Source organism: Photobacterium sp. DNB22_13_2 (genome assembly GCF_052873915.1).
Genome location: NZ_JBNNXU010000013.1, coordinates 133,374 through 153,687 on the forward strand (window position 1 = coordinate 133,374; position 20,314 = coordinate 153,687).

18 protein-coding genes and 1 tRNA gene are annotated in these 20,314 nt (G+C 51.1%); 7 read left to right on the forward strand and 12 right to left on the reverse strand.

Annotation, left to right across the window (positions count from 1 at the left end):
* Nucleotides 1–177 precede the first annotated feature (177 nt).
* Nucleotides 178–1,806: an ABC transporter permease gene (locus ACVA58_RS18395; protein ID WP_446511821.1), complete on the forward strand. Its 1,629-nt coding sequence runs from the start codon at nt 178–180 to the stop codon at nt 1,804–1,806.
* Nucleotides 1,806–2,840 (forward strand): ABC transporter ATP-binding protein, encoded by a 1,035-nt coding sequence (locus ACVA58_RS18400; protein ID WP_446511822.1) that lies wholly within the window; start codon nt 1,806–1,808, stop codon nt 2,838–2,840. Before ACVA58_RS18395 ends, ACVA58_RS18400 begins: the two co-directional genes overlap by 1 nt.
* A gap of 78 nt (nt 2,841–2,918) precedes the next feature.
* Here the strand turns inward: ACVA58_RS18400 and ACVA58_RS18405 are convergent, their stop codons facing one another.
* On the reverse strand, nt 2,919–3,509 hold the full coding sequence (locus ACVA58_RS18405; RefSeq protein ID WP_446511823.1) for a TetR/AcrR family transcriptional regulator: 591 nt from the start codon (nt 3,507–3,509) through the stop codon (nt 2,919–2,921).
* A 223-nt stretch (nt 3,510–3,732) separates the two neighbouring features.
* Here ACVA58_RS18405 and hpt point away from each other — a divergent pair, with 223 nt between their 5' ends.
* Nucleotides 3,733–4,266 (forward strand): hypoxanthine phosphoribosyltransferase, encoded by a 534-nt coding sequence (hpt, locus tag ACVA58_RS18410; RefSeq protein ID WP_446511824.1) that lies wholly within the window; start codon nt 3,733–3,735, stop codon nt 4,264–4,266.
* A 73-nt stretch (nt 4,267–4,339) separates the two neighbouring features.
* Here the strand turns inward: hpt and can are convergent, their stop codons facing one another.
* On the reverse strand, nt 4,340–4,993 hold the full coding sequence (can, locus tag ACVA58_RS18415) for a carbonate dehydratase (protein ID WP_446511825.1): 654 nt from the start codon (nt 4,991–4,993) through the stop codon (nt 4,340–4,342).
* Nucleotides 4,994–5,189: 196 nt separating this feature from the next.
* Here can and ACVA58_RS18420 point away from each other — a divergent pair, with 196 nt between their 5' ends.
* Together ACVA58_RS18420 and ACVA58_RS18425 are read left to right on the forward strand one after the other, a co-directional pair.
* Complete coding sequence (locus ACVA58_RS18420) at nt 5,190–6,122, forward strand: ABC transporter ATP-binding protein (RefSeq protein WP_446511826.1); 933 nt, start codon at nt 5,190–5,192, stop codon at nt 6,120–6,122.
* Nucleotides 6,119–6,889, forward strand: a complete 771-nt coding sequence (locus ACVA58_RS18425) for an ABC transporter permease (protein WP_255040838.1) — start codon at nt 6,119–6,121, stop codon at nt 6,887–6,889. The genes ACVA58_RS18420 and ACVA58_RS18425 overlap by 4 nt, the downstream gene beginning before the upstream one ends.
* Before the next feature lie 79 nt (nt 6,890–6,968).
* Here the strand turns inward: ACVA58_RS18425 and panC are convergent, their stop codons facing one another.
* From panC to thpR, 8 genes are all read right to left on the reverse strand, one after another.
* On the reverse strand, nt 6,969–7,847 hold the full coding sequence (panC, locus tag ACVA58_RS18430; protein ID WP_446511827.1) for a pantoate--beta-alanine ligase: 879 nt from the start codon (nt 7,845–7,847) through the stop codon (nt 6,969–6,971).
* Between the two features lie 9 nt (nt 7,848–7,856).
* The gene (gene panB, locus ACVA58_RS18435) at nt 7,857–8,651 is read right to left on the reverse strand and encodes a 3-methyl-2-oxobutanoate hydroxymethyltransferase (protein WP_255040840.1); all 795 of its coding nucleotides are present in this window, start codon (nt 8,649–8,651) and stop codon (nt 7,857–7,859) included.
* 28 nt (nt 8,652–8,679) lie between these two features.
* The gene (gene folK / locus ACVA58_RS18440; protein WP_446511828.1) at nt 8,680–9,165 is read right to left on the reverse strand and encodes a 2-amino-4-hydroxy-6-hydroxymethyldihydropteridine diphosphokinase; all 486 of its coding nucleotides are present in this window, start codon (nt 9,163–9,165) and stop codon (nt 8,680–8,682) included.
* Nucleotides 9,162–10,532: a polynucleotide adenylyltransferase PcnB gene (gene pcnB, locus ACVA58_RS18445; RefSeq protein ID WP_446511838.1), complete on the reverse strand. Its 1,371-nt coding sequence runs from the start codon at nt 10,530–10,532 to the stop codon at nt 9,162–9,164. The genes folK and pcnB overlap by 4 nt, the downstream gene beginning before the upstream one ends.
* A 213-nt stretch (nt 10,533–10,745) precedes the next feature.
* The gene (gene gluQRS / locus ACVA58_RS18450; protein WP_446511829.1) at nt 10,746–11,648 is read right to left on the reverse strand and encodes a tRNA glutamyl-Q(34) synthetase GluQRS; all 903 of its coding nucleotides are present in this window, start codon (nt 11,646–11,648) and stop codon (nt 10,746–10,748) included.
* Between the two features lie 125 nt (nt 11,649–11,773).
* On the reverse strand, nt 11,774–12,223 hold the full coding sequence (gene dksA, locus ACVA58_RS18455) for an RNA polymerase-binding protein DksA (RefSeq protein ID WP_107349982.1): 450 nt from the start codon (nt 12,221–12,223) through the stop codon (nt 11,774–11,776).
* 136 nt (nt 12,224–12,359) lie between these two features.
* On the reverse strand, nt 12,360–13,073 hold the full coding sequence (gene sfsA / locus ACVA58_RS18460) for a DNA/RNA nuclease SfsA (protein ID WP_446511830.1): 714 nt from the start codon (nt 13,071–13,073) through the stop codon (nt 12,360–12,362).
* A 17-nt stretch (nt 13,074–13,090) separates the two neighbouring features.
* The gene (gene thpR / locus ACVA58_RS18465; protein WP_446511831.1) at nt 13,091–13,648 is read right to left on the reverse strand and encodes an RNA 2',3'-cyclic phosphodiesterase; all 558 of its coding nucleotides are present in this window, start codon (nt 13,646–13,648) and stop codon (nt 13,091–13,093) included.
* 157 nt (nt 13,649–13,805) lie between these two features.
* Here thpR and hrpB point away from each other — a divergent pair, with 157 nt between their 5' ends.
* Together hrpB and mrcB are read left to right on the forward strand one after the other, a co-directional pair.
* Nucleotides 13,806–16,271 (forward strand): ATP-dependent helicase HrpB, encoded by a 2,466-nt coding sequence (gene hrpB / locus ACVA58_RS18470; RefSeq protein WP_446511832.1) that lies wholly within the window; start codon nt 13,806–13,808, stop codon nt 16,269–16,271.
* Between the two features lie 15 nt (nt 16,272–16,286).
* Nucleotides 16,287–18,740, forward strand: coding sequence for a penicillin-binding protein 1B (gene mrcB / locus ACVA58_RS18475; RefSeq protein ID WP_446511839.1), 2,454 nt, complete (start codon nt 16,287–16,289; stop codon nt 18,738–18,740).
* Nucleotides 18,741–18,835: 95 nt separating this feature from the next.
* Here the strand turns inward: mrcB and ACVA58_RS18480 are convergent, their stop codons facing one another.
* Entirely contained in the window at nt 18,836–20,092 is a 1,257-nt protein-coding gene (locus tag ACVA58_RS18480) for an HD-GYP domain-containing protein (RefSeq protein ID WP_446511833.1), read from the reverse strand.
* Nucleotides 20,093–20,238: 146 nt separating this feature from the next.
* Nucleotides 20,239–20,314: transfer RNA gene (locus ACVA58_RS18485), tRNA-Thr, on the reverse strand.

Consider the following 20,314-nt stretch of genomic DNA (forward strand, 5'->3'; position numbering starts at 1 on the left):
ACAAAAAATGGGGCGTAATGCCCCATTTATTGCGTAAGGCTAAGTACTTTTTCCAATAAGTTGTGGTAGTTTCTCCCTTCCTGTAGCAAGGTTTTTCCCCTGCATCGGGAAGGCTTACCGAAGGTCTTGTTCTCCGGTGCCATATCTTGATTGCAAAAGGTACTTAAGTAGTAAGCAATGAAAGAAAAATATCTCTTTTGGCGAACCAGCGGCTGGGGCTTTTCCCTCCTGCTGGTTTTGCCTATTCTGGCCATTTTTTACACCGCCTTCGGTGAGACTGATGACGTCTTTTCCCACTTGATGGGAACCGTGATGCCGACCTATGCTGCCAATACTTTCTGGTTGGTCACAGGTACGATGCTATTGGCACTGCTGTTCGGTTTACCGTCAGCCTGGATCATGGCGATGTGTCGGCTTCCTGGTGAAAGGGTGCTGCAGTGGTCATTGGTACTGCCGCTTGCCATGCCAGGATATATCATCGGTTATATCTACACCGATTGGTTCGATTATGCCGGTCCTATCCAGATCCTGCTGCGCGATATCTTTGGCTGGCAAACTATCCACGATTACTGGTTCCCGAACATCCGTTCGCTCGGTGGCGCCTGCTTAGTATTGGCACTGGTGCTCTATCCTTACATTTACTTGCTAGCCCGTGCTGCCTTCATGGAGCAAAGTACTAGCTTGTTGCAATCAGCCCGTCTACTGAAATGTAGCCCTTGGGATAGTTTCCGTCGTATTTCTTTACCACTGGCCCGCCCATCGATTGCCGTTGGATTGTCTTTGGTCGCAATGGAAACGCTGGGGGATTTCGGTACCGTCAGTTACTTTGCTGTTAATACCCTTACCACGGCGGTTTACGATACGTGGCTTGGCTATTCGAACCTCAATGCAGCAGCTAAAATTTCGGCGATTATGCTGCTGGTGATCTTTGTTTTGATCAGCGCGGAGCGTTTCAGTCGTCGCAAGCAGAAAATGTTCCAGCAGGAATTCGAACATGGCGATGATATTCGTTATACCCTATCAGGTTGGAAAAAGTGGGCGGCGCTCAGCTGGTGCTGGGGGTTGATCGGTTTTGCCTTCATGATGCCGCTGATGCAGCTTGGTTACTATGCTTGGCATTACTTTGGCGACAGCTGGACCAGCCAGTTCCAGCAGTACAGTATCAATAGTTTGAAAGTCTCTCTTATTGTCGCTGTTCTGGCGGTTGCTTTGGCGTTGATCGTCAACTTTTATCGTCGTCTGGATGGCCGAGGTATCACTGTTGTACCGACCCGCATTTCCTCTTTAGGCTATGCCGTGCCAGGTACGGTGCTGGCAATCGGTGTGATGATCCCACTGACCAGCGCCGATCATTTACTTAATGATTTTACCATTGCCAATGGCTTGGGCCGGCCGGGGCTGATTTTCTCCGGTACTATGTTTGCCATTATTTTTGCCTTCGTGGTGCGCTTTGCAGCGGTTGCGGTGGGCAGTATCGAAAGCAGTCTGGCCAAGATCCCACCATCGCTCGATATGGCTTCCAAGACCATGGGCTATGCATCAATGGCGATGCTGCGCCGGGTCCACTTGCCGTTGATCCGCCGTGGTTGCTTGATTGCAGGCCTGCTGGTGTTCATTGAGTCGATGAAAGAGCTCAATGCGGCGCTATTGCTGCGCCCGTTTAACTTCGAGACCTTGGCAACCTATGTTTATAATTTCGCATCTGATGAGCAGCTTGAACTGGCTGCCTTGCCGGCGATCCTACTGGTCATTGTTGGCTTGATCCCACTGGTGATGGTTAACCGTTCTTTGGAGCAGAAACACTGATGAGTCACGCATTATCTGTTAAAGACCTAACCTGCAAATATCACGGTCAGGCAGTATTGGAAAACCTCTCATTGCCAGTTAAAGACAATGAGATTGTCTGCCTGCTAGGCGCCAGTGGCTGTGGCAAAACGACCTTGCTTAAAGCGATTGCGGGTTTATTACCGTTGGAAAGTGGGGTTATCCACATCAATGGCCGTACCATTGCCGATGAGCATACTTGGCTACCGCCGGAGAAGCGAAACATCGGTATGATCTTCCAGGACTATGCATTGTTCCCGCACCTTACGGTAGCGGAAAACATCGCCTTTGGCCTGCGTGATTGGAGTAAGGCGAAAGTGGCAGCCAAGATCCAGCAGATGTTAGAGCTAGTTCGCTTGACTGGGCTTGATAGCCGTTATCCGCATCAGTTATCCGGTGGTCAGCAGCAGCGTGTTGCTATTGCCCGGGCATTGGCTTGCGAGCCAGATTTGATCTTGCTGGATGAACCGTTTTCCAATATCGATACTCAGGTGCGTCACGGTCTGATCAAAGAGATCCGCCGTATTTTCAAGGCACAGGGAGTCACGGCTATTTTTGTTACTCACAGCCGTGAAGAGGCGTTTGCCTTTGCCGACCGCATGGCGGTAATGAACAACGGGGTGATTGAGCAGTTTGGTAGCGCAACGGAGCTTTATTACCGTCCAAGCAGCCGCTTTGTGGCTGAGTTCCTTGGTACCGGCTCTTACTTGCCGGTGACACTTGCGGGTGGTAATACCTTGTCGACGCCGTTTGGCGCGATTAACGTCAACAGTACACCTGCTAGCAATGGTGATGCAGAGTGGCTACTTCGCCCGCAGAACCTCAAGGTACAGCCTGCAGAGGATGGGGCTGGGGTGATTACCGAGCAACTGTTTATGGGGGATATCTGCCGCTATACGGTCGAATTCCAAGGCCACAGCCTGATTGTTAATTCACACCTTATCTTGCAGATTGGCGAGAGAGTTGCTGTCACCCTGGAGCCACATGAGCCAGTGGTGTTTGCGGCGGCAAGCTAGCCTGTCTCATTGGTAACACAAAGTACAAGGCCGGTCTTATGACCGGCCTTTTTGTTTTTATAGGGCAAATTGAGCGTGTTACTTTTTGAGTAGTGCTTTGATGTGGTTAGCTGCTAAAGCCTGCATTTCTTCCCGATCAGGGGTGATATTGGCTTGCAAGTAGAGGACATAACATAGGCCCTGGAATTGCCATGCACGATCGCAGGCCGAAAAATCCTCTGAGAGGTTGGCTTGTTCGAAGCATTCGGTAACTTTGGTGAAATGGTCCTTGTTGCTGCTGACAAAATGGGGCCAGATCTCCTCACGGACAGAAGTGCTCCACTCGAACCATACTTTTATCCAGTCTTGCTGCTCTATCACCTCATCAATAAGGTGATAGCAAACCTCGGTGAGCTGCTGTTCTAGTGGTTGCCCGCTAGCAAAGCCGTTGCCCATCATCACCTTGAAGCGCTGCTCGACTTGGGTCAATACTTCTTCTACCAAGGCCTCACGGGTTGGGAAATAATTGAAAACGGTGGCAACTGATACATTGGCCATATCAGCGATATCAGCATGACCCGCCCGGCCGATGCCGCGTCTTGCAAAGACATCCAAGGCATAGCTGAGAAGCTGCTCTTTGCGTTTTTCTGGGGATAGACGAGTCCTTGTTTTTTTCGCGATCGTATCCATGTCGATGATTCCTAGCTCAATTGTCATTATTTTGGTTATGTTTTGTACGCAGTGTAACTTTACAGCAGCAACTACCTATATTCAATCGTGTTTTATTCATTCTGTATCATATAATTGACAGGGACGATAAAATAACTATTACTTTTTAGGGGTGATAGAATAAGGCTCCGTTTTTACCGCAAGCCGACAGGCGGCTGATAAAGCCGTACTGATGGAGATAAAGATGAAACATACCATTGAAGTAATGATTTCTGAGCAGGACGTTCAGGCACGTGTATTGGAGCTAGGAAAGCAAATTACTGAACATTATAAAGATTCAAAAGATCTTGTAATGGTGGGCCTGTTGCGTGGCTCGTTTGTATTTATGGCTGATCTGGCTCGTGCAATTGAACTTCCACACGAAGTCGACTTCATGACTGCATCAAGCTATGGCAATACCATGGAAAGCAACCGAGATGTCCGTATCCTGAAAGATCTGGATGATGACATCAAAGGCAAGGACGTACTGTTGGTTGAAGATATTATCGATACCGGTAATACCTTGAACAAGGTGCGTGAGATCCTGTCGCTGCGTGAGCCAAACTCAATTGAGATCTGTACCCTGCTGGATAAGCCGGAGCGTCGTGAAGTGCACGTTGACGTCAAATGGGTTGGTTTCGAAATCCCTGACGAGTTTGTGGTGGGTGTCGGTATCGATTACGCACAGAAATACCGTCACTTGCCATTTATCGGTAAGGTTATCCCACAAGAAGACTAGACGTTTGAGCTTGTTGGGTATGAAAAAAGCGACTGCAAGGCAGTCGCTTTTTTTAATGAGAGATTAACTGATTTTACCCTTTGTTAGGTAGAAGCTCAGCCATTGCAGCTTGGTAGGCGACTTCCAGTGATTCGCGGCTAGTTGCCGTGACTCCGAGGTCACTTAGTACCCCATCGTTGATACCGTAGATCCAGCCATGGACTTTGATCTGCTGGCCGCGTTCCCACGCCTGTTGCATGATCGTCGAGTTACCCAGGTTGTAAACTTGACTGGCCACGTTGATCTCGCACAGTTTGTTGTCCCACTCTTCCCGTGGCAGTTGGCCCAAGTCGGAGCGGTGTTTCATGTAAAGATCGCGGATATGCAGCAGCCAGTTGTTGATAAGGCCAAGCTGTGGATTCTCGATAGCGGCGGTGACACCGCCACAGCCGTAGTGGCCGCAGACAATGATGTGTCGTACCTTTAGTACATCAACAGCATACTGAACCACGGATAGGCAGTTGAGATCAGTATGGATCACTTGGTTTGCGACGTTTCGGTGGACAAATAGTTCGCCGGAGTCCAATCCGGTTAGGCGTTCGGCGGGAACTCGGCTGTCGGCACAACCGATCCAGAGGTACTCGGGATGTTGGGCTTCCGCAAGATGGCTGAAGAACTCAGGTTTTTCATCCTTGATGTTCTCTGACCAGGCTGCGTTATTTGCGAATAGCTGTTTAATATCTGCCATGATGATGCCTTTCTCTGATATTTTATACCCACAGTGCTGGGAAAAGCCCAGGCCCTGAGGAAAAACAATTTACATAGGTATCAGTCCTGTAGAAGTCCTGAGAACTATGTAAACCGGCTTAACTATACACAAGCTGGTTGAATAGCAAATCGGAGTAGTTGTCCGAAGAAAGTTTCTAACATTAAGATCGCATTTTATGAACGCTTTGGAAATAAAAAACTTAAACAAAACCTATAAAGGTGGCGTTAATGCACTGAAAAATATGAGCCTATGTGTTAAAGAAGGCGATTTTTTTGCTTTGCTTGGCCCTAACGGTGCTGGTAAATCAACCACAATTGGTGTGATTAGCTCATTAGTTAACAAAACCTCGGGCGAGGTGAAGGTGTTTGGCTATGATCTGGATACCCAGCTGGTCGAGGCCAAGAAGCAATTGGGGCTGGTGCCACAAGAATTCAACTTCAACCAGTTTGAGACGGTCGAGCAGATCGTGATAAATCAAGCCGGTTACTACGGGGTAGAAAAGGAACTGGCAAAAGAGAGGGCTAAGAAGTACCTCTCTCAGCTGGATCTTTGGGGCAAACGCAATGAGCGTGCCCGTAATCTTTCTGGTGGGATGAAGCGTCGCCTGATGATTGCCCGGGCATTGATGCACGAACCGCGCTTGCTGATCCTTGATGAACCTACCGCCGGGGTCGATATCGAATTGCGTCGTTCGATGTGGGAGTTTCTGCGCGAGATCAACCGAGAAGGGGTGACGATTATCCTTACCACCCACTACCTCGAAGAAGCGGAAATGCTGTGCCGTAATATCGGCATCATTAACCACGGTGAGCTGATCGAGAATACCTCGATGAAAGCACTGCTTGGCAAGCTGGAGGTCGAAACCTTCATCTTGGATGTCAAATTGAACGGCAATAAGCCAGTACTCGAAGGCATCGGCTGGAAGTTACCGGACAACCATACCCTGGAAGTTGATATTAGCAAGGGGGATAGTCTTAATCATGTGTTTACCCAGCTGACTGCGCAGGGGGTTGATGTTATCTCAATGCGCAATAAGGCCAACCGCCTTGAAGAGCTGTTCGTGACCTTGGTGAGTAGTAGCAAGAATATGCAAGGAGCCCAGTCATGAACCGGCAATATTGGATCGCATTTAAAAGCCTGATCACCAAAGAAGTGAACCGCTTTGCCCGGATCTGGGTACAGACCATGGTGCCACCGGCTATTACCATGACCCTGTATTTTGTTATTTTCGGTAACCTGATTGGCAGCCGTATCGGGGAGATGGGCGGCTTTAGCTACATGGAGTATATCGTTCCCGGCCTGATCATGATGTCGGTGATCACCAACTCCTATTCTAACGTGGCCTCATCCTTCTTCAGCGCCAAGTTCCAGCACAATATCGAAGAATTGCTGGTGGCACCGGTACCCAATTACATTATTATTGCTGGTTTTGTCGGTGGTGGGGTACTGCGTGGCCTTGGAGTTGGTGTCATTGTCTCGGTCGTGTCATTGTTGTTTGTTGATCTGCAGATCGCACACTTTGGTGTGGTAGTCGCAACGGTACTTATGACATCGGTTGTATTCTCTCTGGGTGGCCTGATCAATGCTGTGTTTGCTAAGACCTTTGATGATATCAGTATTATTCCTACGTTTGTCCTGACCCCGCTGACCTACCTTGGTGGTGTGTTCTACTCACTGAGTTTGCTACCGGAGTTCTGGCAGGGTGTTTCCAAGCTGAACCCAATAGTCTATATGGTCAATGCGTTCCGCTATGGCTTCTTGGGTGTGTCTGATGTTGGGATCGGTACCTCGTTTGCGGTATTGGGGGTATTCACAGCCATCTTGTATAGCCTGTGCTACTACTTGATCTCGCGCGGTATTGGCCTGCGTTCGTAACTGGCGAGCTAAAAGTAATAAGCAGAAAATAAAAATCCCGGCATTGGCCGGGATTTTTTATGGGGATGGCAAAGGAAGGTTATTCCTCCGCAGCAGTTGCCGTTGCTGTATTTAGTTCAACCACTTGGTTGTCGATAAGGCGTGCCTTGCCGAGGAAGGCTGACATCAAGATCACCGCTTGTTGGGTTTCTTCGCTGATAGGCTGGAGGCTAACAGCATCACGGATATAGACTTCATCCGGTTGTAATCCAGCAGCGCGCAATTGGTCGTTGGCATCCACCACGATTTCTGCGTAATCGGTGCGGCCGCCGCGCATTTGGCTGCTGATCCAGCGCATGGTGCGGGCCAATACAGGAGCACGCTGGCGCTCGTCAACGGTCAGGTAACCATTGCGTGAGCTCATGGCTAGGCCATCCATCTCACGAACGGTGGTTACGCCAACAACTTCAATGTCCATCGCAAGGTCGATAACCATCTGGCGGATCAGAGCCAGTTGCTGGTAATCCTTCTCACCAAAACAGGCGAAATCAGGCTGAATAATATTGAACAGCTTGGCTACAATCGTCGAGACGCCACGGAAATGACTTGGGCGCAACGCACCTTCAAGCATGGTGGATAGCCCTGGTACCTCAACAAAAGTTTGGCGATCCAGGCCTTCCGGGTACATGTTGTCGGGAGTCGGCGTAAAGACCAACTCCACCCCTTCACTGTTCAGCTTGGCAAGATCATCTTCCAGCGTGCGCGGGTAGTTGTCGAGATCGTCTGCTTTGTCGAACTGCATCGGATTGACAAAAATGCTAACCACGACCACATCTGCCAATTCACGGGCCTTGCGGACCAGCGTCAGGTGGCCTTCATGCAGGTTTCCCATTGTCGGCACGAAAGCAATCCGGCGGCCTTCACGGCGCCAGCTTCGGATTTGCTCTCGGATCGGGGCAATCTCGGCGAATGTTTGCATTTTTATTCCTTATTCAAAGGTATGTTCTGGGCCCGGGAAGGTTCCGGCCTCGACATCTTCTAGGTATTTGGTAACGGCTGCGCGCATCTCGCCGGTTTCTGCCAAGTAATTTTTGGAGAAACGGGGCATATAGTTTGCCGAGATCCCGAACATATCGTGCATCACCAGGATCTGACCATCGGTCACATTGCCTGCACCAATGCCAATAACTGGTACTTCAACGGCCTTGGTGATGCGCTCTGCCAAGCTGGCCGGTACGCATTCTAGTAAGATGATCTGTGCACCCGCGTTTTTCAGCAGAATAGCATCTTTTACCATCTGTTCAGCGTGGTCGGAGTCACGTCCTTGCACTTTATAGCCGCCAAAAATATTGACAGATTGAGGGGTTAGCCCCAAATGCGCACATACTGGTACAGCACGTTCGGTCAATTTGGTCACGGTTTCAGCGAGCCAGGCTCCGCCTTCCAGTTTGACCATGTTGGCGCCGGCACGCATTAGCGTTGCGGCATTTTCACAAGCTTGCTCTGGTGTGGCATAGCTCATAAATGGCATATCGGCCATCAACAACGAATTCGGGCTACCGGCACGGACACTTCGGGTGTGGTAAGCGATATCGTCAACCGTTACCGGCAAGGTGTCTGGCTTGCCTTGCAGTACCATCCCCAAGGAGTCACCAACCAGCATTACTGGGACGCCTTGTTGTTCGAACAGCTGGGAAAAGCTAGCATCGTACGCGGTGACTGAGGCAAATTTACGACCTTCCTGCTTCCATTTCATCAGGTCGTTGATAGTGATCTTTTTCATGTGTTCTCCCTTTGGTCCTGAGAAACGGTTACTGAGACCAGATGCTCAGCCCGTTGCGGTCTACCCGCTCCAGCAGTGTGTCTAGCGGAGTCTGATCCGGCAGTACCAACTCAGGGGCAATTTCAGCGAGTGGGTATAATACGAACTCGCGGACTTTCATTCCGTAGTGCGGCACCGTAAGGCGCTCGCAGTGATGTTCAAGGTCGCCGTAGAGGATAATATCGAGATCCAGCGTACGTGGCCCCCAGCGCTCAGCCTTGCGGACACGACCGTGCTCTTGCTCGATAGACTGGGTACAGTCGAGTAGGGCTAACGGGCTTAGCTCGGTTTCGACAGCAATGACAGCATTGATGTAGTCAGGCTGATCCTGTGGTCCCATCGGGGTGCTGCTGTAGAGCGAGGATACGGCGACCACATTGAGATCGGGGTGCTGCTTGAGCACCTCGATCGCACTGTTGGCCTTGGCAACAGGATCGGACAGGTTACTGCCGATCGCTATGTAGGCCAGAATCATGATGATTTAGCCTGTGGCTTCTTGCGGCGCTGCGGACGACGGCGACGGCGGCGCGGTGCACCCGTTCCACCTTCGTTGATTTCCTGGACCATCTGATGTCGCAGGTTGCGGTCACCGTGCTGGAATTGATCCCACCATTGAGCGAGCTCAGCAATCTCTTCGTTTTCGAAGTTACCGCGCATCTCCAAGAAATCAAAGGCTGCACGGAATTTCGGGTGCTCCATCATCTTGAAGGCACGCTTGCCGTTGCGGCGGCTGAAGCGGGTTTGCTGCTGCCAGATATCACGGATCGTGGTCGTAAAGCGGCGCGGGATAGCAATGCTCTTGACCTGCTCATCGAGAATATCATTCGCTGCTACCATGAAGGCATCATAGTAGGCTAGGCCGCTGGTAAAGGCGACTTCTTCGGCACGGGTAACCAGCGGATACCACAGCATAGCTGCGAACATAAAGGCGGGATTAACACGTTTTCCGTCGGCGATACGCTTGTCGGTTGCCGCTAGAATGTGTTCGATCATCTGCTCTGTTTGGCTGCTGTGATCTTCGGTAAAGTGCTCGCTTAGAAGTGGGAACAGTTGCTGGAACAAGTTGTATTCGCGCAACAACTTGTAGGTAGCAAGACCATCACCGGACTGAAGCAGCTTGAGGCTTTCCTCGAACAAGCGGGCGGCTGGAATATCCTGCAGCAAAGTTGATAGCTGATTAATTGGACCAGCGGTGACTGGCTCAATAGTCATATCTAACTTGGCGGCAAAGCGCACCGCACGGAGCATCCGGACCGGATCTTCTCGGTAGCGGGTTTCAGGATCACCAATCAGACGGACAATGCGGTTGTCGAGATCTTCGACCCCGTTGACATAATCGGCAACGGTAAAATCCTTGATGCTGTAATAAAGGGCATTGATCGTGAAGTCACGGCGTTCGGCATCTTCTTCGATGGTACCGTAGACATTGTCACGTAGCAGCATGCCTTCTTGGCTCTGGGCCGAGACCTGTTTCTTGTCTTTCAGGCTTGGCTTAGCATCTGCATGGTGGCCACGGAAGGTTGCCACCTCGATAACATCACGACCAAACAGGATATGAGCCAAGCGGAAACGGCGGCCAATCAGGCGGCAGTTACGAAACAGCTGCTTGATTTCTTCCGGCGTAGCATTAGTGGCAATGTCGAAGTCTTTAGGTTGTTTGTCCAACAGGATATCGCGAACACCACCACCTACCAGATAGGCGTCATACCCGGCTTTATTTAGGCGGTAAAGGACCTTCAGCGCATTTTCGCTGATATCTTTACGTGAAATACCGTGCTCTTGGCGCTGATAAACTTGCAAGGCGAGTTCCTCATGGTCGAGATCACTTGCGTCTCGATTCAGTACCTTACGGCAAAAGCTGGCGACTCGATTAAAGATAATACACCTCATTTATGTGGTTCGGATTCAACAAACAGCCGCATATCATATATCACAGCAGCCCATTTTAGAATCCTAGCGCTTGTTTCCTTGCATTTTGAAGGCCATTTTCAGCCACTTTGAGGTAAACAAGGCGGTTAACTGTTAGCTAGGCGACAATACTGCAGGCGCTTGGTTTCATCCGTGTGAAGGGTGATACGGGGCCAGGGTAATCGCCGTTGTTTGCGGCAGGTTTGATAGCTGCCAATGGGCAATGCCCCAAAGTAGGATATCGCGGGTTGATGAGCTGGCCAGATCAACCGGCGGCTGCATGCCTAGAAACCGTATTGCTTCGATAAGGGCCGGTCTTGGGTCAGCCTTGTCGATTGCTGGGGCATGATTCTGCTTTGATAGCTTATTGCCATTCTCTGTCACTGCCAGTGGCAGGTGCAGATAATTTACTTCCGGTTGGCCGAGTAGGCGGTATAGCCCAATCTGGCGACCGGTTGGTTCAATTAAATCGGCGCCTCGAACCACTTCTGTGATCCCTTGCTCTATATCATCCAGCACTACAGCCAGATTATAGGCGAATAGCCCATCGCGGCGGCGGATAATGAAATCCTCCTCAGCCAGTGGGGCAGGGATACTTATGTGGCCATGCAGCAGGTCGTCGAAAGCCAGTACCGGTGCGTCAACCTTTAGACGGATTGCATTGCCAGCCTCCTCCAGCTGTTTGTCCCGGCAATTTCCCGGGTAAAAGCCCCCAGCTTGCTTGATTTGCTTACGGGTACATTGGCAGTAATACGCTTGCTGGTGGTCAAGCCAGGTCTCTATCTGGGCTTGATACGCATCGTGGCGTTGGCTTTGGTACATGATACCGCCGTCCCACTCGAGGCCATAGGCTTCCAGAGTGCGTAGGATATCATCCGCAGCACCAGGCATTTCCCGTGGCGGATCCAGATCTTCCATCCTGACCAACCAGGTGCCTTGTTTTGCTTTGGCCTGAAGGTAGCTGCCAAGGGCGGCAACCAGTGAGCCGAAGTGTAGTGGACCTGATGGAGAGGGGGCGAAGCGACCGATATATTGCTTGATTGTACTCATAAGAAAATCACTATACCAAACTGAATATTACTCTCTGACTGGCCAGAATAGTATTCAGTTTGGTATTAAACGAAAAAGGGAGCTTGGCGCTCCCTCTTGACTATCATGGTGCTGTACGTAGCGTACTAGCCGGCCATCTGCTTCTCTTTGATTTCAGCCAGCGTCTTACAGTCGATACATAGGTCGGCTGTTGGACGGGCTTCCAGACGGCGGATGCCAATTTCAATACCACAAGATTCACAGAAACCAAAATCATCATCTTCAATACGTTGAAGTGTCTTTTCGATTTTCTTGATCAGCTTGCGTTCGCGATCTCGGTTGCGTAGTTCCAGACTGAACTCTTCTTCCTGAGCAGCTCGGTCAACAGGATCTGGGAAGTTAGCCGCTTCATCCTGCATGTGGTTTACAGTACGATCAACTTCTTCGCGTAGCTGGTTGCGCCAGGCATCAAGAATCTTACGGAAGTGCTCTAGCTGAGCTTCACCCATGTATTCTTCGCCAGCTTTTTCCTGGTAAGGTTCAACCCCAGCAATAGCCAGGATGCCTAGCGATTTTTTAACGTTGCTCTCTGGCATATAGCATCTCCTAATATACCTAATAACCGTCACTGGTTAAATTTGGGCGGTATCTATAGCAGAAAGGGAGTGGTGTGGCAATTGCTGCATATATTCAATTTTATACCAATGTGAAGAAAGCATCACTTTGAGGTAGTTAGTGGTTGAATTTTATGCAATGGTCAAGATAGAGTTCCGTTGGGTTCAATACCGCCTTGTAACACAAGATCTCTACGCCAGCCCGTTCTGCTTGCTGTAATAATGAAAAGTAATCCGGGTCTATATGGTGTGCCGCGGATACTTTTTCAATCCCCGAATGTAAAATTGCGAAAAAAAGTATGGCACGCTCACCATTTTGTGCCACTTCAATTAGCTCCCGAAGGTGTTTTTGTCCTCGGGTGGTAACAGCATCCGGAAAATATCCTTGCCCTTCCTTTCCTTGTTCCAGCAGGGTGACACTTTTCACCTCGATGTAACAATCTGGTTTTTCTCCGTCTTGTAATAAAACATCTATCCTGCTGTTTTCACAACCATACTTAACTTCGGTGCGGAGTGATGCATAGCCTTCTAATTCTGTGATGGCATTCTTGTTAATCGCCTCTACTACTAACCGGTTGGCCTGTGCGGTGTTGACGCAAATACTGTGTCCTTCCGGAGTTTGCGATAATTCCCAACTATGCGGATATTTTCGCTTTGGGTTATCGGACGTCGAATACCACACGGTGTTGCCTGGTTCGGCACACCCGGTCATGGCCCCGGTATTGGCACAATGGATGGTCTTCATAGAGCCGTCAGGCAGGGTAATATCGGCGAGAAACCGTTTATAGCGTTTTATAAGGGTAGCTGATTGCAATGGCGGGGTGAACTTCATGCCTTGTCCTTTGGTTGTTATTGATAACGGCTGGCGAGGGACCATTGTCCAAGGCGCAGGTATTGGACGCTCTGGCGGCCGTCATGGCTGACTGGTTTGGAAATATACAGGCCAAAGTGATTGAAGTGAAAATCTATTTTGTCGAATGCCGGTAGTGACTCTGGACGCCGGGCGACGGATTTAGCAAGGGTGATATGGGGCTTGTAGGCGCGGGACTCTTGTTCGAGGCCACAATCTAGGGCTAAGCCCTTCAGTTGCTGTGTCAATCTCATCAGAGCCTCTGGAGGCCGTTCTGGGGCCAACCAGATGACCTTGCTGCGTTTCCAGTACCCTAGTGTGTTCAATTGCAGGAAAAAGGGTGATGGTGGCGCAAGTTGCTCAGTGGCGGCTACAACGGCATCAGCCTGCTCGGTGGTGACCATGCCGAGAAAGGCCAGGGTGATATGGAGGTTATCTTCACTGACCGGACGGCCGAACTGGCCACAATCGCTCGACAGGTGGGCAAGGCGGCGAAAAGCCTTGCCGTTGCGATCGGGGGTTAATGCAAAAAAAAGGCGCTGTTTTTTCTCTTTCATAGGGTAATACCAAAATGAGTATTATTCTGGCCTATCAGCGAGAATGAAAAGGGGCGGGGCAAGGCGCTTGATTGCCGATGTATTCAGAACCATCAAAATCAAGTGGTATAAGGTACAATGGCCAAGCCTAAATTGAATATGACACAAGGTGTTCCCATTGTCACAACTGCCTATTGATGACGTGCTTCCTGCACTGCTGACTCAACTCGATGCCTGCGCGCAACTGATCCTCAAAGCCCCACCTGGTGCAGGTAAGTCTACTCGCTTGCCTCTGGTACTGCTGCAGCAGGAGGCTGTTGCAGGCAAGATAGTGATGTTGGAGCCGCGTCGGTTGGCTGCGAGGAACATTGCCCGTTATCTCGCTTCCCAGCTCGGTGAGCAGGTCGGAGAAACTGTTGGTCTGCGGATCAGGGGCGAAACCCGGATCAGCCGCCATACTCGGTTGGAGATTGTGACCGAAGGGGTGATGACTCGGATGCTTCAGCAAGATCCCGAGCTGACGGGGATAGACCTGCTAATTTTTGATGAGTTCCATGAGCGCAGTATCCATGCCGATACGTCTCTGGCCTTGGCGCTGGAGGTGCAAGAAGCGCTGCGCGATGATCTCAAGCTGTTGGTGATGTCAGCGACGCTGGATGCCGATGCTTTGACCGAACTATTACCGCAGGCAGGCTATATCGAATCCGAGGGACGCAGTTACCCAGTCGAACTGCGCTACAAGAAACTTGCCGAGCAGACTCGACTCATAGAGGCTACAGCCCGTGAAATTTCCGCTCTGCTGTCTGCCGAGTCAGGCTCGATGCTGGTTTTTTTACCGGGGGCAGGGGAGATCCGCCGTCTGGCGGAGCAGCTAGATGGCCATCTCGGTGAAGATGTGCTGATGTGCCCGCTCTATGGCCAGCTTACTGGCAGCCAGCAGCAGCAAGCTATTACCCCTGCCCCTAAAGGTCAGCGTAAGGTGGTGCTGGCAACCAATATTGCCGAAACCAGTTTGACCATCGAAGGGATCAGAATGGTCGTGGACTGCGGGCTGGAACGTATCGCCCTGTGGGATCCGAAAACCGGGATCAGCCGGCTTGAGTCGGTGCGTATAGCCCGATCTTCTGCCGAGCAACGTGCCGGTCGTGCCGGTCGTTTGGAGCCGGGGATTTGTTTACGGCTTTACAGTGAGGAGATGCTGGCACGTCAGCCCGCGACCCCGCAACCGGAGATCTTACGGGCTGATCTCACTTCGTTGGCGATGGAACTGGCACAATGGGGCTGCCAATCTGCTGCAGATCTGCATTGGTTGGATTTACCGCCAGCACCGGCTCTGAAACAGGCCCATGCGTTATTGGTTAGTTTGGGAGCCATGGATGAAGCAGGCCGCATGACCGAGATGGGTACGGCGATACAAGCGCTGGGTGTTGACCCCCGCCATGCCGCTATGTTGTTGATGGCGAAGAATAATGGGGTGCAGGCTATGGCAACTGCCGCTCTGATGGTCGCTTTGCTTGAAGAGCCGCCAAGGGGCAGCAATAACCCGGACTTGCATTTTCAGCTCAATCTCATTGAGAGCGGCAAGCAATCGCGCAGCAAAGCCTATCAGCAACGGGCTTCCCAGCATTTAGCAAAGTTGGGAGCCAAGCAAACAAGGCTAAAGGTTGCAAGCGAGTGGTTCGCCCCTTTGTTGGCTGCCGGCTTCCCGGACAGGATCGCCTTGTCCCGTGGTAAAAATAGCCGCTATCAGCTGGCCAACGGGCAAGGGGCAATGATGATGCCGGATGAGCCGCTGGCTGACGAAGAGCTGCTGGTGGTTGCCGACATCGTCAAAACCCGGCAGGGTGATAGCCGGATTTTCTCTGCGGTACCGGCCCATTTGGCCGATCTGCAGCAACGGTTACCGCATTTGTTTACGTGGCGAGAGTGGCTAGATTGGGATGACAAAAAAGGGCGGCTGACCGCCGAGAAACATCTGTGCTGTGGCAAACTGGTACTTGAGCGCCAACCGATGGGGGAGCCGGATCCAGCTAAGGCGAGCGAAGCGCTGCTCAATGCTGTGCTTCGCAAGGGGCTAGGGAGCTTACCTTGGAACAAAGCATCGGAAGCGTTGCTGACCCGTGCCCGTTGCGCCGCTGAGTGGTTACCTGAACTGGGTTTGCCTGCGCTGGACGATGATACCCTGTTGGCAGAGGCCTCAGAATGGTTATTGCCGTATATGAATGGGATGAAAACCCTCAAGTCCCTTGAGCGACTTGATGTGATGGCTGCATTGGAAGCACGTCTAGGCTGGGACAAGAAACAAAAGCTTGATGCTGCATTGCCTACCCACTATACAGTACCGACCGGATCTCGCTATGCAATCCGCTATCAGCAGGGGCAGTATCCGGTACTGGCGGTCAAGTTGCAGGAAATGTTTGGCGAAAAAAACTCGCCGCTGATAGCCAATGGTAAAGTTGCCGTGGTGTTGGAGCTGCTATCACCAGCCCAAAGACCATTGCAGATCACCCGTGACTTGGCTGCATTTTGGCAGGGGGCATATCGCGAGGTGCAAAAAGAGATGAAAGGGCGTTACCCTAAACACCCTTGGCCGGATGATCCAGCAAGCCATGAACCGACCAAAAAAACAAAAAAATACATCTAGAAAAAGAAGATCATGATGACAGATCAAGCAAGGCGTTCTGTGGCACCGGCTCCTAAAAAGCCGGCCGTGGGAAAGGACGGTACCAAGAAGCCGGTGCGTAAGCGCAAACCGGCGGCTACGAGCCAAAACAAGACAACGGCAAAGAAGCGTCCGGCCAAGACGACTCGCAGTCGCAAGAAGAGACCGAAAGGGAAACGTCAGGGTATACCGGGATGGTTAAAATGGCTGGTTGGCTTTGGCCTGAAGGTCTCCATTGCCGTACTTGCAGTGCTGCTGGTGGTAGGGATCTACCTCGACAACATTGTCCGTGATCGTTTTGATGGCCAGCTGTGGAATCTGCCTGCGGTTGTCTACGGCCGAGTGCTGGATTTACAGCCGGGACAGGCGATTACGCTCAATGAAGTCCGACGCGAGCTGGATATACTGCAATATCACAAGGTGCGTACCCCGCAGCGTAATGGTGAGTATTCATCTTCATCGACCCGCATTGAGGTGATACGTCGTCCCTTTGATTTTGCCGACGGCCCTGAGGGTGCTCGGCATATTATGCTGACCTTTGATGGCAGCGAGCTGAAGAGTATCCAGGAAGCGGGATCTAAACGCCAGCTAGGTTACGTACGGATCGAACCTAAGATGTTGGGGATGTTGGAAACCGGAGAAAGTGAACAACGGTTATTCTTGCCGCGTGAGCAGTTCCCCGAAGTGCTGGTTGATGCCTTGTTGGTGACCGAAGACCGTGACTTCTACCATCATGATGGCGTATCGCCTCTGGCCATTGCCAGGGCCATGGTCGTTAACCTTAAGGCAGGTAGAACCGTGCAGGGAGGAAGTACCCTGACCCAACAGCTTGCCAAGAACATGTTCCTGTCTCGTGAGCGTTCGTTATGGCGGAAAGTCCGGGAGGCCTATATCGCCATTATTCTTGATTATCGTTACAGCAAAGATCAGATCCTCGAAGCTTACCTCAATGAAATTTACTTGGGACAAAATGGCGGTAAGGAGGTTCATGGCTTTGGTTTAGGGGCTAGGTTGTATTTCGGACGTCCGTTGCAGGAGCTCAGAATCGATCAGCAGGCCTTGTTGGTCGCAATGGCAAAAGGGCCGTCTTATTACAACCCATGGCGAAACCCAGAGCGTGCCAAACAACGCCGAGACTTGGTGTTGAGGTTGATGATGGATAGCGGGACCTTATCCGGCGCGGACTATGAACTGGCGGCATCAAGGCCGCTGGATGTTCAATCCCGACCGATGATCGCTCGTCGTCAGCCAGCTTATTTTCAGCAGCTGCGGCGTGAGCTTCAGTTGCGGGTTGGCAATAACTACACCCCGGGCGTTGGCCTGCGGATTTTCAGTACCCTGGATCCTTTGTCACAGAAGGAGGCTGAGGATGCGGTGGTCAGTATGGTACCCAAGCTTAAGCAGAAAGCGGGTGTTGGGCTTGAAACGGCACTGGTGGCTGCAGACCGTCGCACAGGTGAGATCCGGGCAATGATCGGCGGCAGTAATCCGGGCTATGCCGGTTTCAACCGGGCCCTGGATGCCAGCCGTCAAATCGGCTCGCTGGTTAAACCGGCGGTCTACCTTGCCGCTTTGCGTCACCCCGAGAAGTTTTCCCTCGCTACAACGGTTGAAGACAAGCCGATTATGCTTAGTGGTAGCAAAGGGAAAAATTGGCAGCCGCGTAACTATGACCGCAAGTTTCGCGGTGAAGTGCCGCTCTACTACGCGCTGGCAAAATCGCTCAACGTCCCGACGGTCAACCTTGGTATGCAGGTTGGGCTGAATGAAGTGATTGATACCATGGTGGATTTGGGCGTAGATCGTGGTGAAGTACCGAAGCTACCATCTATCCTGCTGGGGGCTTTCACCCTGACTCCGTTCGAGGTGACCCAGATGTACCAGTCAGTTGCCAGTGGTGGGCTAAAATCCGATCTCACGGCTCTTCGGGCAGTCGTTGACCAGCAGGGTAACCAGCTTTACCAGTGGATGCCGAAGGCAAGCCAGACAGTACCTGAACAGGCGGCTTGGTTGACCACCTACGGGATGAAAAACGTGGTCTCGCAAGGTACGGCACGTTTTCTTCAGCCTCAGTTTGGTTGGGCGGCTCTGGCCGGAAAAACGGGTACAACGGATAAAAATCGCGATAGCTGGTATGTCGGCGCCGATGGGCGAGAAGTGGTTACAGTGTGGGTTGGTCGCGATGATAACAAACCTGTTAACTTGACCGGATCTGCTGGTGCACTGCGATTGTATGGTGATTACCTTAAGCGTCGCCAGCCCGAGCACTTGGCATTGCCTTGGCCGCAGAAACTGACCACGGCAAAGTTCAGCCAGATGCCTAACGGCACCTTGGTTAGGGACTGTGCCGGACAGCATTCATTGCCGATGTGGGATCAGGACGGTGCGGTCAAAGGCTATTGCGAAGGTAATAAGCCCGCAGGCTGGATCAAAGAAATGTTCAGCTGGTGATACCTATCGATATGACTCTCTGAGCTGTCTTGTTAGTAACAAAAACGCCCTTTTTGGGGCGTTTTTTATTTATGACTTATTGCCTCAGGAGGGGGCTAGTCATCTGGGTCGAAGTAGAAAGAGATCCGGCTCCGAGGGTTTAGGTAACTATGGACCTTGTCCGGCAGTTTGCTTGGGTGGATAACTTGATCAATGCTCAGGTGGCTCTCTTCTAAATCAATGATCGGTGCCTCGTTGGAGGGAACTGTTGGATCATAGAGCAAGATATTAGGTGTCAATAGACTCTCTGAGTTGACCGAGATAACCAACCCCAACTGCTGGTTTGACAGCTGGACCACGCTGCCTGGTGGATAAACCCCGAGCAAGCGGATCAGTAAAGCCAGGTAGTCATTGTTGTACTGCTCTTTTTTATGCTTGAACAAGTAGGAGAGGGCGCTGTAGGGGATCTTTGCCTTGGCTGGATCCTGCGGGTGGCACAGGTTGTCATAGGCATTGACCACAGCAACCAGCTGGGCCTTGGTATCGATTTGCTCTGCTGTAAGCTGTTTGGGATAGCCACTGCCATCGAGCAATTCGTGGTGCTGGGTAAGGATGGGCTTGGCCTGCAGTGGAAAGCTATCAGACAAGTTGGCCAAGTCGACACTGTATTTGGGGTGGAGCTTTAGGTAGTTCTCCTCCGGCTCGGTTAATGGTGTCGTCTTGCGAGTAATGGCCGTTGGTACCTTCATTTTACCCATATCATGGAACAATGCACCGATGGCTATCGTCTTGATATCTTGTCCTTCCATACCGCTGGAGCGAGCCAGCATCATCGACATGATAGCGACGTTCAGCGAGTGGCTGTAGATATCTTCATTGTCGCTACCCTCATTCATGAGATGAAGGGCAACATTGTCGGCTTCAAGCAGGGCATCAACCATCTCCTCGACCAGCAGCTCCGCTTCTTTGACGGCGGTCATTGGGCGGTTCTTAATTTTACCGACAATTGATCGCAGCTGTGCCATCGAACGGGAAAAGTTCTTTTCACAGCGCTGTAACTTTCGCTTGTAGCTCTTCAGCTGCTCTATGCGGCCTTGTTTTTCTTGCCATAGCTTTTCAGCTTGTTGGTCGAGAAAGTGGCTCTCGTGCTCGCTGATGGCCTCTAGGGTATTGTCCGGATCAAGAGGTTGGCTATCACTTTTCTCCGGGATCAGCAGGACGTGCTTTATACCCAGATTCTTGATCAGCCGGATTTGCTGGTTGTCTTTGATTTTGAAATGGTTCAGTAGAAACGGATGATCGGTCCATTGCAAAGGCAGCTTGATATACAGCCCCTCGGTTAAGCGCTCTACTGATAGTTTGATACTGGCCATGATGTTCGGCGCAACCTGTTGATACTAAGCTTTTATTCTACATAACCGTGTTAATTTCCCCAATATGCTCAATAGTGCTTATTGGTATAAGAGAAAAGAGGAATTTTAAGCAAAAAAAAACCTCATCAAAGATGAGGTTTCAAAAATGGTGCCGACTACCGGAGTCGAACTGGTGACCTACTGATTACAAGTCAGTTGCTCTACCTACTGAGCTAAGTCGGC